This is a genomic window from Haloactinomyces albus (assembly GCF_031458135.1).
In the GTDB taxonomy this organism is placed as follows: domain Bacteria; phylum Actinomycetota; class Actinomycetes; order Mycobacteriales; family Pseudonocardiaceae; genus Haloactinomyces; species Haloactinomyces albus.
On sequence record NZ_JAVDXW010000001.1, the window covers coordinates 3,756,722 to 3,771,355 of the forward strand.

General features: G+C 67.6%; 12 protein-coding genes. 10 read left to right on the forward strand and 2 right to left on the reverse strand.

Annotated features, from left to right (window positions below; translation table 11 throughout):
- Nucleotides 1–12: 12 nt before the first annotated feature.
- Both JOF55_RS17965 and JOF55_RS17970 read right to left on the reverse strand, forming a co-directional pair.
- On the reverse strand, nucleotides 13–642 hold the full coding sequence (locus JOF55_RS17965) for a nucleoside/nucleotide kinase family protein (protein ID WP_310275744.1): 630 nt from the start codon (nucleotides 640–642) through the stop codon (nucleotides 13–15).
- Between the two features lie 4 nt (nucleotides 643–646).
- Complete coding sequence (locus JOF55_RS17970; protein WP_310278434.1) at nucleotides 647–1,585, reverse strand: S66 peptidase family protein; 939 nt, start codon at nucleotides 1,583–1,585, stop codon at nucleotides 647–649.
- A 220-nt stretch (nucleotides 1,586–1,805) separates the two neighbouring features.
- Here JOF55_RS17970 and JOF55_RS17975 point away from each other — a divergent pair, with 220 nt between their 5' ends.
- The 10 genes from JOF55_RS17975 to JOF55_RS18020 all read left to right on the forward strand — a co-directional run bounded on the left by JOF55_RS17975 (nucleotide 1,806) and on the right by JOF55_RS18020 (nucleotide 14,618).
- Nucleotides 1,806–2,372, forward strand: a complete 567-nt coding sequence (locus tag JOF55_RS17975; RefSeq protein WP_310275746.1) for an Rv2134c family protein — start codon at nucleotides 1,806–1,808, stop codon at nucleotides 2,370–2,372.
- Nucleotides 2,373–2,378: 6 nt separating this feature from the next.
- A complete protein-coding gene (locus JOF55_RS17980; RefSeq protein ID WP_310275747.1) occupies nucleotides 2,379–3,170 on the forward strand; it encodes an Rv2133c family protein in 792 nt (263 codons plus the stop codon).
- 121 nt (nucleotides 3,171–3,291) lie between these two features.
- Nucleotides 3,292–4,221, forward strand: a complete 930-nt coding sequence (locus JOF55_RS17985) for an MBL fold metallo-hydrolase (RefSeq protein WP_310275749.1) — start codon at nucleotides 3,292–3,294, stop codon at nucleotides 4,219–4,221.
- Nucleotides 4,222–4,370: 149 nt separating this feature from the next.
- Nucleotides 4,371–5,789: an ATP-binding protein gene (locus JOF55_RS17990; protein WP_310275751.1), complete on the forward strand. Its 1,419-nt coding sequence runs from the start codon at nucleotides 4,371–4,373 to the stop codon at nucleotides 5,787–5,789.
- Complete coding sequence (locus tag JOF55_RS17995; RefSeq protein WP_310275753.1) at nucleotides 5,789–7,759, forward strand: VWA domain-containing protein; 1,971 nt, start codon at nucleotides 5,789–5,791, stop codon at nucleotides 7,757–7,759. Before JOF55_RS17990 ends, JOF55_RS17995 begins: the two co-directional genes overlap by 1 nt.
- Nucleotides 7,760–7,915: 156 nt before the next feature.
- Nucleotides 7,916–9,610, forward strand: coding sequence for a BCCT family transporter (locus JOF55_RS18000; RefSeq protein WP_310275754.1), 1,695 nt, complete (start codon nucleotides 7,916–7,918; stop codon nucleotides 9,608–9,610).
- A gap of 5 nt (nucleotides 9,611–9,615) precedes the next feature.
- Nucleotides 9,616–11,295, forward strand: coding sequence for a BCCT family transporter (locus JOF55_RS18005; protein WP_310275756.1), 1,680 nt, complete (start codon nucleotides 9,616–9,618; stop codon nucleotides 11,293–11,295).
- A 158-nt stretch (nucleotides 11,296–11,453) separates the two neighbouring features.
- The gene (gene mshC / locus JOF55_RS18010) at nucleotides 11,454–12,689 is read left to right on the forward strand and encodes a cysteine--1-D-myo-inosityl 2-amino-2-deoxy-alpha-D-glucopyranoside ligase (RefSeq protein ID WP_310275758.1); all 1,236 of its coding nucleotides are present in this window, start codon (nucleotides 11,454–11,456) and stop codon (nucleotides 12,687–12,689) included.
- Between the two features lie 133 nt (nucleotides 12,690–12,822).
- Nucleotides 12,823–14,178, forward strand: a complete 1,356-nt coding sequence (locus JOF55_RS18015) for a sensor histidine kinase (protein ID WP_310275760.1) — start codon at nucleotides 12,823–12,825, stop codon at nucleotides 14,176–14,178.
- Entirely contained in the window at nucleotides 14,175–14,618 is a 444-nt protein-coding gene (locus JOF55_RS18020; protein WP_310275762.1) for a roadblock/LC7 domain-containing protein, read from the forward strand. Before JOF55_RS18015 ends, JOF55_RS18020 begins: the two co-directional genes overlap by 4 nt.
- Nucleotides 14,619–14,634: the final 16 nt, after the last annotated feature.

Below are 14,634 nucleotides of genomic sequence, written 5' to 3' on the forward strand. Positions count from 1 at the left end.
GCCGAGTGCGGCTCACCAGGCATCGATGGCGGCGGGGTGACCGGGCCGGTCGACGCGCACGACGTAGTCGGCAACTCGCTCGGGCCGCACCTCGGCGGTGTAGCGGTCGAAGGCGGGCAGCCGCCACCGCTGCGAATCCGATGCCCGGCGTTGAAGAGCCGCCGGCGGAAGCCACAGGTGCACGGTCAGCTCGAACGGCAGTTCGCCGCCGAGCAACAGGGGGCCGTCGACGATCACGACCCCCCGCTGCGGTAGCGGCACCCGCTCCAGCCGGGGCGACCGGCCGGTGTCCGGATCCCGCAGTGCGGGCAGGACGTGCCCGCTGCCGCCCGCAGCGAGCGGATCCAGCACCTCCCGGCGCAAACCGTTGAAGTCGAACCAGTCCAGGTAGTACGAGTCCGGATCATGGTGCCCGTACTCCAGGCGCAGGGAGGCGGGACGGAGGTAGTCGCAGGTGCGCACCCGGATCACCTCGCGCCCACGCACGCGCAGCGGATCGACCAGAGCGTCGGCCAGCTCGGCAGTGGCTGCTTCCGGCGCTCCGTCGATCGCGATCCGTGTCCACGGGTCCGCCGCGTGCGTATCGACACGGTCGAGCAGCTCCGAGACCAGAGCTTGCGGAGTGAGTGGGCGGACCTGCATGGGGTTAGGCCAGGGCGGGTTGCAGAAGGGTGAGCTGCCGGGCTTCGGTGTCCAGTTCGGCGGCGACTCCGAGCGCGATGGTGCGCTGGTCCGCGCAGTGACCGAAGCCCAGCTCTTCCAGAATCGGGATGCCGAGCTCACCGAGCAGGTCCAGCAGCACCGCCCGCACCTCCTTCGGTGGGCCGCAGTCGGTCCAGGAGCCGAGCGCGATGGCACCGGCCCGATCGAACCAGCCGGCGCGCAGCAGTTGGGTCAGGAATCTGTCCAGCCGGTAGGGCTCCTCGGTGACATCCTCCAACAGCGCGATCCCTCGCTCCGGCGGCGCCGGTACATCGGAGGTGCCGAGCGTCCCCGCGAGCAGGCTCAGGTTGCCACCATAGGTGACTCCCCGTGCGCAGCCGGGCACCATCGCTGTCGCGGCCGATCGTGTCAGGGTGGTGACGGTTTCGGGTTCGAACAGGGTGCGACGAAAGTGCTCGCGCGCTTGCGCGTCCTCGACGAAGGCCCGGGTGGCCACCATCGGGCCGAACACGCTGACCAGACCGAGACGGCTCACCACCGCCTCGTGCAGCGCCGTGACATCGCTGGACCCCGTGAGGAGCTTGGGTCCTGCCGTCGCCATCGCGGGCCAGTCGAGGTGATCGAGGAGGCGCATGCTGCCGTAGCCGCCCCGTGCGCACAGCACTCCGGCCACCTCCGGGTCGCACCAGGCTCGTTGCAGGTCGGCGGCCCTGTCGGCGTCCGTACCGGCCAGGTATCCGAGTCGCGGATGCCGCCTGCGGACCTGCTTGCCGACCACCACGTGCAGGCCCCAGGACTCGAGATGCGCGATCCCGGCATCGAGCAGGTCGTCGGGCACGGGACCGGCCGGAGCCACCACGGCCACAGTGTCGCCGGCATGCAATCGGCGCGGTCGGCAGCGGCCGAGGTCGACGCTGTCCATCACGGGCGCGACTGTATCCGCGGCGATAGCTGCCGGGGGCCGATGGTACTGCCGAAGGGGTGTTCGCGTTCGGCGAACACGCTGCTCCGGGCGCCGCAAGTCCGGTGGTACCCGTGCGGTGACGGCTCCGCAGAGCGATTTGCCTGCGCTGACGCGGGGAAACGGAACAGGGGGAGGCCCGATTCGCCGTCGGGGCCCGTGGCTTAGTCTCGAGGTTGCCATGGCTCGCGTCATCCACGTCTTCCGTCAGCCCGACCGCTTCATCGTGGGAACGGTCGGGGAACCCGGTGAGCGCACGTTCTACCTGCAGGCCAGCGAGGACGTTCGCACGGTGAGCGTCCAGCTGGAAAAGCAGCAGGTCTCGGTGCTCTCCGAGCGGATCGGTGCCCTCCTGGAGGAGGTGCAACGCCGGTTCGATACCGAACTCCCGTCGGAGCCACCCGAGGAGCTGGTGGACTCCGAGCCGCTCGCCGTTCCGGTGGAGGAGGAGTTCCGGGTGGGCACCATGGGTCTCGGTTGGGACGCCGAGACCGAGGCCGTCGTCGTCGAACTGCTCGCCGTCACCGAGGAGGAGATCGACGAGTCGGTGGTGCTCGACGACACCGAAGAGGGCCCGGACGCCGTGCGTGTCTTCCTCACCGCGGCCCACGCGCGTGCTTTCGCCGACCGTGCCGAGCGCGTCATCAACGCAGGTCGCAAGCCGTGCCCGCTGTGCTCGGAGCCGCTGGATCCGGAGGGACACATCTGCCCGCGCCAGAACGGTTACCGACGTTCGGAAGAGGAATAACCACCCGTGCTCACCGACGATGCCGCGTGTGCGCTGTTGCGGAACGGGCGGATCGAGGTCCGGGGGCGGCTCGTGGAGGCCTCCAACGCGACACTGCTGTGCTCGATCGAGCACGAGGGTCTCGAAGCGGAGTGCGTGTACAAACCCGTGCGGGGTGAGCGGCCCCTGTGGGACTTCCCGGACGGCACGCTCGCCGGTCGAGAGGTGGTCTCCTACCTGCTGTCGGAGGCGACGGGATGGGGGCTGATCCCGCCGACGATCCTGCGGGAGGGGCCTTTCGGGCCGGGCATGCTTCAGCTGTGGGTGGACGTCGAGGAAGGCTCCGAGCTGGTCGACCTCGTGGCGCCTGCGGAGGTACCGGAGGGTTGGCTGACCGTGCTGCGCGCCCAGGACCACCACGGTGATCCGGTCGTGCTCGCCCATGCCGACCATGAGCGGTTGCGGCTGCTCGCCGTGCTCGACGTGGTACTCAACAATGCCGACCGCAAGGGCGGACACGTCCTGCACACCCCCGAGGGGCGGGTGCTGGGTATCGATCACGGCGTGAGCCTGAACACCGATGACAAGCTGCGTACCGTGCTCTGGGGATGGCTCGGCCACGAGCTTCCGGAGGAGGCCGTCGAGCGCCTCGGGCAGCTACGTGCCCGGCTGGAGGGGACGCTGGCGAGTGAGCTCGCCGAGCACATCACCCCGAAGGAAGTGCATGCTGTGACCGAGCGGATCGACCGATTGCTCGCCGACGGTGTCTTTCCTGCTCCGTCGGGGGAGTGGCCTGCCATACCCTGGCCACCGTTTTAGGGGTGCCGGGCAGTTTGCCGGGGTGGCTGCGCCTGCCGACGTCTCGGCTGCGGTCTTTCCCGGTGCTTGGTTGCCTGCGTTGACGGCCACATCAGGCAGCGACGTTGCGTGGAGGTGACTCGTGAAACGCCGATCGTTCGCCGAGCGACTGTCCTTGGCTCCACCGGGCCTGTCCGACATGCTGCACCTGATGTGGGCGGGTGGATTCGGGATGACCAGGCAGGACGGTGACGGAGTGCCGATCCTGCGTACCGGCCTGCCTGCGATCGACGCGAGTGAGACGTCGGTGACCTGGATCGGGCACGCGACGTATGTCCTGCGTATCGCAGGCACCTGCCTGCTGATCGATCCCGTGTGGTCGGGGCGGATTCCCGGGGTGCGCCAACGGCTCACGCCGCCCGGTCTGGCGTTCGCCGAGCTGCCATCGATCGATGCGGTGCTGATCAGCCACAATCACTACGACCACCTCGATGCGCCGACCATGCGGCGGCTGCCTCGCAGTACACCGGTGTTCGCGCCCATCGGGCTCGGAAAGTGGTTCGCTCGCCGCGGCTTCGGTTCCGTCACCGAGTTCGACTGGTGGGAGTCGGCGCAGCTCGGCGGAATCCGTATCGACTTCGTCCCCGCGCGCCACTGGAGCAGGCGCACCCTGTGGGACACCTGCTGCAGCCTGTGGGGTGGCTGGGTCGTCACCGGCCCGGACGGCAGGCGGCTGTATCACGCGGGTGACAGTGGCTACGGCGAGCATTTCGCCGAGATCGGACACCACTATCCCGAGATCGAGGTCGCGATGCTGCCGATCGGTGCGTACGAGCCGCGCTGGTTCATGAAGGCGGTGCACATGGATCCGGAGGAGGCGGTACAGGCGGCCTCGGATCTCGGTGCTTCGCGGATGACGGGCATGCACTGGGGCACGTTCGCGTTGACCAGTGAGCCGCCGACGGAGCCGTTGACCCGGCTGCGCAAGGCATGGCACGACGCCGGGCATGACCCGGACGAGCTGTGGGACCTCGCCGTCGGCGAGACTCGCCTCCTCGGCGCCGGTTGCTGACGACCCCGGAAAACCCGGATGCCCCTCCGGGGTCCGAGTCGGGCACGGGCGTGGGGGTGTGCCGAAAAACGGCGTGTCCGGCTCATTCGGCCGCCTGCGAGTGAGTCGACGAGCAGCGTAGGGCCGCATGAGCCGGTAGCGTTCGTGCTGTGACGGACACGACTGTGCCGGGCACGCAGGCACCGCCCGCAGGACTCCCGCGCACGGCGGGAGAGCTCCGCTCCGACGGCTACCACCCCCGCAGCGTGAAGGCGGAGATGTGCGAGAACCTGCTGGTCGCATTGCGCTCCGGCAGCACGCTCTGGCCCGGTGTCGTCGGCTTCGACCGTACCGTGCTGCCGCAACTGGAGCGGGCATTGCTCGCCGGTCACGACATGGTGCTGCTCGGCGAGCGCGGTCAGGGCAAGACCCGGCTGCTGCGGACCCTGCCCGAGCTGCTCGACGAGTGGACTCCGGTGATCGAGGGTTCCGAACTCGACGAGCACCCTCTCGAACCGATCACTCCGGTGTCGCGGCGCCGCGCGGTCGAGCAGGGTGACGCGTTGCCCGTCATCTGGCGGCATCGCAGCGAGCGCTATGTCGAAAAACTCGCCACTCCGGACACCGCCGTCGCCGATCTCGTCGGTGACGTGGATCCGGTGAAGGTGGCCGAGGGCAGGTCCCTCGGCGATCCCGAAACCATCCACTTCGGTTTGGTGCCGAGGGCGCATCGTGGCATCGTCACGATCAACGAGCTGCCGGACCTGGCCGAACGTATCCAGGTGGCACTGCTCAACGTCATGGAGGAGCGCGACATCCAGATCCGCGGTCACAGCCTGCGGCTGCCGCTGGACGTGTTCCTGGTCGCCACCGCGAATCCGGAGGACTACACCAGCAGGGGCCGCATCATCACGCCCTTGAAGGACCGTTTCGGCGCGGAAATCCGGACGCATTACCCGCCGACACTCGCCGACGAGATCGCACTCGTCCGGCAGGAGGCCGCCCTGGAAGCCGAGGTCGGTGACCCCCTGCTGGAGGTGCTGGCCCGTTTCGTGGCTCAACTGCGCCGGTCACCGGCGGTGGACCAGCGTTCCGGCGTGTCGGCTCGGTTCGCCATCGCCGCAGCGGAGACGGTCTCGGCGGCCGCCGTGCACCGCGCGGCGGTCACGGGCGAGAAGCCGCCCGTGGGGCGTCCCGTCGATCTGGAGGCGGTGATCCCGGTGCTGCACGGGAAACTGGAGTTCGAGGCAGGCGAGGAGGGCCGCGAGGACGAGGTGCTGGGGTACCTGTTGCGCCGTGCTGTCGCGGACACGGCTCGCGGGCTGTTCGCCGGACTCGATATGCAGTCGCTGGTGGATGCCGTCTCCGGCGGGCACCAGGTCGTCACCGGTGAGCGTATCGCCGCAGCGGAGGTCCTGACCGCGCTGCCCGAGTTGCCCGTCCTGCAGCAGGTCGCCGAGCGAGCCGGTGTTCGTGCCGAGGACTCGCCGGGCCGGATCGCGAGTGCCGTGGAACTCGCTCTGGAGTCGTTGTACCTGGCCAGGAAGCTCGCCAAGGACACCGATGACGAGAGGGCGGTATACGGCTGATGTCCGATCTCCCACGCCCCTACCGGTATGCAGCCTGGCACGGTGGTGCCGACCCGCTGGAGCCTCCGGTGGATCTGCGTTCGGCGTTGGACGAGATCGGCCGCGAGGTCATGGAGGGGGCTTCACCGCGTGCGGCCCTCGATGAGCTGCTGCGTACGGGCACGAGTGAGGTCACCGGTCTGGACGAACTCACCCGGCGTGTATGGCAGCGCAGAAGCGAGCTGCAACGGCGCTACCGGATCGACGGAACGATGCGCGAAGTACGCGAACTCCTCGACCGCGCGCTCGAACAGGAACGGCAGGCACTGTCGGCCGAGCAGAGCGAGGACGCCCGGTTCCGGGAGCTGCAGATGCAGGCACTGCCGTCCGATACGGCAGGCGCGGTTTCGGAGCTCGCCCACTACGCATGGCGCTCACCCGCTGCACGGGAGAGCTTCGCCGAGCTTCGTCGTCTGCTGGGCACCGAGCTGATGGACCAGCGCTTCCGGGGAATGCGGGAAGCGCTGCAGCAGACCACGCCCGCCGATGTCGAGCGGATCCGCGGCATGCTCGACGAGCTCTCGGAACTCCTGGCCGCGCAGGCACGCGGTGACGCCGACGTCGGGCGGCGTTTCGATCGCTTCATGGCCGAGTACGGGGACTTCTTCCCGGAGAACCCCGGCACCGTGGACGAGCTTGTCGACGTGCTTGCCGCACGTTCGGCCGCTGCCCAGCGGCTGCTGAACTCGATGAGCGAACAGCAACGCAGCGAACTCGCCTCGCTGTTCCAGCAGGCGTTCGGAGACCCCCGGATCGCCGAGGCGCTCGAGCGGATGGATGCACGACTGCGTTCGTTGCGCCCCGATGCGGACTGGAGCTCGCAGGCACGGTTTCGCGGGGACGAGCCGATGGGGCTGGGAGAGGCCACGGCTGCGATGGCCGAGCTGGGTGAGCTGGACCGGCTGGCCGAGCAGTTGGGACAGTCCTACCCCGGTGCGCGGCTGGAGGACATCGACCTGGAGGCGTTGGAACGGCAACTCGGCGAGCAGGCCGTGGTGGAGGCACAGCGATTGTCGGAGCTGGACGGTCAGCTGCGGCAGCGGGGGATGCTGCGGCCGGGACCGGACGGGGAGCTGCGGCTGAGCCCGCGGGCTCTGCGTCGATTGGGTGAGACCGCACTGCGCTCGGTACTCGCGCAGGTGCGTGCACGTCGCGGCGAACGCGATGCGGACCGGGCGGGAGCAGCGGGTGAACCGACCGGTGCCACCCGCCCGTGGAGCTTCGGTGACGCCGAGCCGTGGGATGTGGGGCGGACCGTGCACAATGCCGTCCTGCGCCGGGCGAGGGACAGCGCGGCCGGATTGTCGGCACCGAATCTGGACCTGTCCGACCTCGAGGTGACCGAGGTCGAACAGCGCTCCCGGGCTGCCGTGGCGTTGTGTGTGGACACCTCGTGGTCGATGGTGCAGGACGGCCGGTGGGTGCCGATGAAGCGGACCGCGCTCGCGCTGCACCAGCTGATCACCACCCGGTACCGCTCGGATGCCCTGCAACTGATCACTTTCGGCCGGTACGCCGCGACGGTGGACGTGGGTGGATTGACGGCGATGGAGGGAGCGTGGGAGCAGGGGACGAACATGCATCATGCGCTCCTGCTGGCGGGACGACATCTCCGGCGCCACTCCGATGCGCAACCGGTCGTGCTCGTGGTCACCGACGGTGAACCGACCGCGCACCTGGAGCCGGACGGTGCAGCGGTGTTCGACCATCCGCCTGCGCCGCGTACTCTGTCGGTCACGTTGTCCGAGGTCGATGCTCTGAACAGGATGGACACCGTATTCAGTGTCTTCATGCTCGGTGAAGACGAACGGCTGGCGGCCTTCGTCGACATCATCGCCCGGCGCAGCGGCGGCCGTGTCGTCGCACCGACCACCGACGGGCTCGGTGCCGCCGTCATCGGCGACTATCTCCGGAGCAAACGCCGTCACTGAGCGAATGGTGCCTTTTTCGTATCGTGCCGCTGTCGCTGTTTCGGTTTAGTCTGAGTGGGTGGTGGCACAGGTCTGAAGCGGCGCCGCACTAGGCGGTGCCTGTTGCGCAGGTTTGTCGCTGACATACGAAAGCGGCGCTCGGGAAGGTGAGCCGCAATGATCCGGTATCTCAAGGAACACACGAACCCGCCGGTGTTCGTCATCTCGGCGATCGTCACCCTTGCTTTCGTGTTGTGGGGCGTTATCGCGCCGGCCAACGTCGCGACCGTGGCCAGTGCCGTGAACAGCTTCATCACGATGAATTTCGAGTGGCTCTACATCATCGCTGCGAGTTTCTTTCTGATTTTCGTGATCGCGCTCATGTTCAGCCGCTACGGATCCGTGCGACTCGGTCCTCCCGACTCCACCCCGGAGTACGGCAAGACGGCCTGGTTCGCCATGCTGTTCACGGCGGGAATGGGCATCGGACTGGTGTACTACGCGGTCAGTGAGCCGGTGAATCATTTCCTCAACCCGCCGGTCGGCGAGGGCGGAACCCAGGATGCCGTGGCCCGGGCGATGAACCTCACGTTCTTCCACTGGGGTCTGCACCCGTGGGCGATCTACATCGTGCTCGGTCTGTCACTGGGCTACTTCGCCTTCCGCAAGGGGCTTCCCCTGCGCCCCGCCGCTGCTTTCTACCCGCTGATCGGAAACCGTATCTACGGCTGGATCGGCAACACCATCGACGTACTCGCGGTGTTCGGCACCCTGTTCGGACTCGCGACATCGCTGGGACTCGGTGGGCAGCAGGTCGGCGCCGGGCTGGAAACGTTGTTCGGGATCCCGAATACGGCGTTTCTGCAGGTGATCATCATTCTGGCGATCACCGCCATCGCGGTCACTTCCGTCATGCTCGGCATCGACAAGGGAATCCGGAACCTGTCGCTGATCAATCTCTGGCTGGCGTTCGCCCTGATGGTGTTCGTGTTCGCGGCCGCCTCATCACGGGATCTGCTGAACGCGTTGGCGGCCAACATCGGAACGTATCTGCAGAACCTCCCGACCACCAGCTTCCAGACGTATCCGGGAAATGCCGAAGCTCAGGACTGGCAGGCATCCTGGACGCTGTTCTACTGGGGCTGGTGGATCTCGTGGTCGCCGTTCGTCGGTATGTTCCTCGCCAGGATTTCCTATGGCCGTACCATCCGGTCGTTCATCGCCGGAGCACTGTTCGCGCCGGTCGGCGCGTCCATGGTGTGGCTGACGATCTTCGGTGATGCGGCACTGCGCTCGCTGCTGCGGAATCCGGACAATCCGCTGGCCGAGGCCAGCGCCGACACCGCGATGTTCGTGCTGCTCGATCAGCTCCCCGTGATCGGCATTCTGGCCACGATCGCCTCCGTGGTCGTGATCGTCGTGGTCGTGCTGTTCTTCGCCACCTCCTCGGACTCGGGGTCCCTGGTGGTCGACATCCTCACCAACGGCGGGGATCCGCACCCGAGATGGCAGCAGCGACTGTTCTGGGCGGTGCTGGAGGGACTGATCGCGGCCGTTCTCCTGGTTGCGGGCGCGGTCAGCGGCGAGGACGCCCTCAGCGCCCTGCAGGCGGCCTCGATCGTGGCCGGGTTGCCCTTCTGCATCGTGCTGCTGTTGATGTGCGTGGGCCTGGGGCGTGGACTGAGAACGGAGCGGACCGCGCTCGCGGTGCCCCGCGAGCCGAGCCCGCTGATCACCATGCGCGAGAGCGCGCGGCGTGGGTCGTCGGTCAGCGGTGCCTACAAGAGCTCCGCAGGCGAGGGCGGCGATGCCGACGAGGCCGCATCCCGGGACAGCGACAGTGGTTCGTCCCCGGGATCGACGAGGAGGTAGCAGCCGTGGCCGAAGGCGCGTCGGATCACCAGGGCACCGGCGGAGATCACGAGGAAAGCGGCCTCGATCGCACCGTCTTCGGCGTGTCCCTCGGACTGGTCGTTTTCTTCTGCGTCGTCGGTGCCGTATGGCCCACCCGTGTCGGCGACTACGCCGGGACTGCGCTCGACTGGATCGTGGCCAACGCAGGCTGGGTGTTCGTCCTGGCCTCCACGGGCTTTGTCGCGTTCGCCCTGATGTTGGCCTTCAGCCGATACGGGAGGATCCCGCTGGGCCGGAGTGGCGAGCCGACGGAGTTTTCCCGGGTCTCCTGGGTGGCGATGATGTTCAGCGCGGGAATGGGCATCGGCCTGATTTTCTTCGGGGTCTTCGAACCGGTTTCGCATCTGGCGAATCCGGCTCCCTGGCTGGACGTTCAGGCGGGATCACCGGAAGCGGCGCGCCTGGCCATGGCCTACACCTTTTTCCACTGGGGTCTGCACCCCTGGGCGATCTATGCCGTGGTGGCTCTGGCGCTGGCCTATTCGACCTTCCGAATGGGGCGGGGCAACCTGCTCAGCGCTCCCTTCCAGTCGCTGGCCCGCACGTATGAAGTGGAACACACCTGGTGGGGCAAGGCCATCAACATCTGGGCGATCGTGGCCACCAAATTCGGCGGCGCCACCTCCCTGGGCCTGGGTGCCTTGCAGATCGCCGGTGGTATCTGGCTGTTCACCGGCATCGGCAGCGGCTTCGGTCAACAGGGGGGCACGCAGACCGTGGCGTTCTTCGTCATTCTGGTCCTGGTCGCCTTCGCCATCCTCTCGGCGGTCAGCGGTGTGGCCAGGGGCATCAAGTGGTTGTCCAACACGAATATGGTCCTCGCCGTCATCCTGGCCCTGTTCGTGGTCGTCATCGGCCCCACGGTGTTCATCCTGAACCTGATCCCGGATGCGTTCGGTGCCTACCTGACCAATATCGTTCCGTGGAGTTTCCGGGCGCCCACGTTCGGTGGTGTGGAATGGATGAGCAACTGGACGATCTTCTACTGGGCCTGGTGGATTTCCTGGACTCCGTTCGTCAGCACCTTCATCGCCCGGATTTCGCGGGGTCGCACGATCCGTGAGTTCGTGCTCGGAGTGCTGATCGTGCCGACTGCCGTCTCGGGGCTGTGGTTCATCGTCTTCGGTGGGGCGGGGATCAACCTGCAGATGGCCGGGCGGGCCGACATCGCCAACGCTGCGGATGAGGCGGTGGCGTTTTTCACGGCGCTGCAGCAGTATCCGCTGTTCGTACTGACCGGTGCCGTGGTGATGTTCCTGGTGGCGATCTTCTGGGTCAGTGGTGCGGACGCCAGTGCGCTGGTGCTGGCCACGTTGTCCTCGCACGGTGCCACCGAACCCGGCAAATGGCTGATCGCACTGTGGGCGGCCATGAGCGCCGCCGTGGCGGCCGTGCTGCTCTACGTGGGAGGACTGAACGCTCTGCAGACCTTCACGATTCTCGTCGCCTCGCCGTTCGTGCTGATCATGCTCGGATTGTGCGGGGCCCTGTACAGGGACCTACGGCGTGATCCGTTGCGACAGCGCTCGCCCGGGCCGGTACGCGGACACGTGCTGACGGCGGAGGAGATGGGAACCCGGAACAGCGGGCAGGAACCGGAGCAGGAGGAGCAGGAGCCGACGCCGAGATCCGGCGAAGGATGAACATCGCCGTGCGGACATGTTCCGCCCGGCTCCTGGACGCACTCGCAGCAGCGTGCCGCCGATCGGCGCCCGTACGCTGATGACTCGCAGGACGTGCCGGTCGCCGCGAGACGTCACCGGGCGAAGACGGTCGTGCGGGGACGATTAGGCTCGGGCACATGCAATCCTGGTCGTCGGTTCCCGTGCCCAGCGTGCCCGGCACAGCCCGCCCATTGCGGCTGTTCGACACTGCCACCGGTGAGGTCCGCCCCACCGAGGCGGGGCAGCAAGCGCGGATGTATGTCTGCGGCATCACCCCCTACGACGCGACCCACCTGGGGCATGCTGCCACCTACCTGGCGTATGACCTGGTGTATCGCATCTGGTTGGACAATGGTCATGACGTGCACTACGTGCAGAACGTCACCGATATCGACGATCCCCTGCTGGAACGGGCCGCGCACGACAACGAGGACTGGGTCGTTCTGGGCATGCGGGAAACCGCCCTGTTCCGCGAGGACATGGAAGCGTTGCGGGTGCTGCCGCCTGCGGATTTCATCGGCGCTGTCGAGGCGATGCCGGAGATCACCCAAGCCGTCGGCAAGCTGCTGGCCTCCGGTGCGGCCTACCGGCTCGACGACGAGTATCCGGATGTCTATTTCCGGTACAACGCCACGGGCAGGATCGGCTACGAGTCGCACTACAGCCAGGCGGACATGGACGCGGTCTTCGCCGATCGTGGGGGAGACCCGGATCGTGCGGGCAAGGAGCATCATCTGGACGCCCTGCTGTGGCGCATGGCCAGGCCCGGTGAACCATCCTGGGATTCCGAACTCGGTGCGGGTCGTCCCGGATGGCATCTCGAATGCTCGGTCATCGCCCTCAACCGCCTGGGACTCGGCTTCGACCTCCAGGGCGGCGGCTCGGACCTGGCGTTTCCGCACCACGAGTTCAGCGCGGCCCATGCCGAGGCGCTCACCGGTGATGACCCGTTCGCCCGGCACTACTCCCATGCGGGCATGGTCGGCCTGGACGGTGCGAAGATGTCGAAGTCGAAGGGCAACCTCGTCTTCGTCTCCCGGCTGCGCGGGGACCGGGTCGATCCGATGGCCATTCGCCTGGCGCTGCTCGACGGTCACTATCGGCGCGATCGCTCCTGGACGGCCGATGTGCTCACCGGAGGCGCCGCCCGGCTCGCACGTTGGCGTCAAGCGGTCGAGTTGGAGTCCGGCCCCTCCGCGGAGCACGCGGTGGCCGGGCTTCGGGACCGGCTTTCCGACGACCTCGATACCGAAGGTGCCCTGCGGGCGGTGGACGCCTGGGTGGACGAGGCGCTGAGCGGTCACGGTGCGGATCCGCATACACCGCGGGTGATGCGGGACGCCGTGGACGCTCTCCTCGGTGTCCGCCTGTAGCGGTTGTCGGCGTGCCGGAGTCCTGGCCGTCGAACCCGGATGGACTTTCCCGTTTCGGTCTGATTGGATCTTGGGCCATGACTCCGCACAAAGCCGGGATCGGCTCCGCGCGCGCGGATTGCGAGGTGCGACGGTGACCCGAATCCGGGACCTGCTCGAGCGTTCTCGCAGGTCGCTGCTCGACTCGGCGACCAGGCAACGGTGGGAGGGATCCACACGGCAGTTGCTGCAGCGGTCCCGGGAGACCGTCACTCAGCTGGTCGGATCGCCTGCTGTTCGGGAAACGGGCTCGCAGGAGGTTCTTGCGGGGGTCTGTTCGAGTGTGGCCCTGCGTGACCTCAATCTTGTGGATTCGCTGCTGGAGCAGCTCGAACGGATGGAGGCCGACGAGGAGGATCCGGATACTCTCGCCCGGCTCTACACCCTCGACCACCTCGCAACTCGCCTGCGGCGCAACGGGGAGAACCTCCGAGTGCTGGCCGGGCGGGATGCCGATGGCGGTCCCGGTGAGACGGCGGCCCTCATCGACGTGATCCGTGCGGGCATGTCCTCGATCGAGCACTACACACGGGTGGAACCGAGCAAGGTCGCCACGCTCGGCGTCGTGGGGCTTGCGGCCGACGACGTCAGCAGGTTGCTGGCCGAGTTGCTGGACAACGCCACCACGCATTCCCCGCCGAACTCCACGGTCTCGGTGAGCGCGCACCTCACCGAGCAGGGCAGCGTCATGGTACGGGTGGAGGACTCGGGCATCGGGTTACCCGCGGCCCGGCTGTCCGCACTGAACGAACGACTGGCCAGCGCACCCGTGCTGGACCGCAACGCGGTGCAGCACATGGGGCTCGCGGTCGTGCGGCGATTGTCGGCCCGCCATGGCATTCGCGTGTGGTTGGCCCGGCGTGCGCCGCACGGCACCACTGCGTCGGTCCTGCTGCCGCCCGCGCTGATTCGGGAAACCGCGGTTGCCGGCCATCGGCGCGGGAAACCCACGGAAGAGGACACCCCCGGTGCCGACTCGAAGCTGCGGCAGCCCGGGCTTGCCGTGGCGCTGCGACAGGGACGAACCCAGCGTGCCACCGACATTCAGGGGCCCATCGACGCTCAGGGCTCCGCCGACGCACCGGAAACCGCCGCGCCCGAGGATCGGCCTTCACCGGGAACGAGCTCCACCGATCCGGACGGCTTCCCGACACAGCCATCGCAGGCCGAGCAGCCCGGACAGGCCGGCCGATCCGAGCAGTCCGAGCAGTCCGAGCGACGATCCCTGACGACGGCCAACGGGCTGCCCCGGAGAGTGCCGCAGAGCTTGAAGGACTCGTCGGTAACCTGGCCACCCCCCACACCCGAGACGAGTGCCTCCGCCGAGCAGGAGCAGCGCGCAGGTCACGAGCAACTGCTCGCCGACCTCGGTGCCTTCGCCGAGGGCGAGCAGGCGGCTCACGAGGACAACCAGGACCGTACCGACACAGCTGAAGGACACGATCAGTGACGGCGGCAGAAGACAACGCGATCCCGCAGAATTTCGATTGGCTGGTCGACGATTTCGTCGGCCGAGTTCACGGCGTGACCCACGCTCTGATCCTGTCCGTCGATGGCCTGCCGCTCGCGGGATCCACGTCGGTGGACACCGACGATGCGGAGCAGCTCGCGGCGATCTCCAGTGGTTTGCTCAGCCTCGCGCACAACAGTGCCGTGCTGTTCGACAAGGGTGGTTGTGAGCAGATCATCATCCGGATGAGCCAGGGGTACTTCCTGTTCATGGGGATCGGATCCGGTGCGGGACTGGCGGTGTTGACCTCATCGGAAGCGGAGATGCGGGTGGTGGCCTACGAGATGACACAGTTCGTGGAAAACACCGGTCACGCCCTGACTCCCGAGGTGCGTGCCGACCTACGCCGCATGGTCACCGCCCGGCGACCCCGTGACTGAACCGCGAAGGAACGCC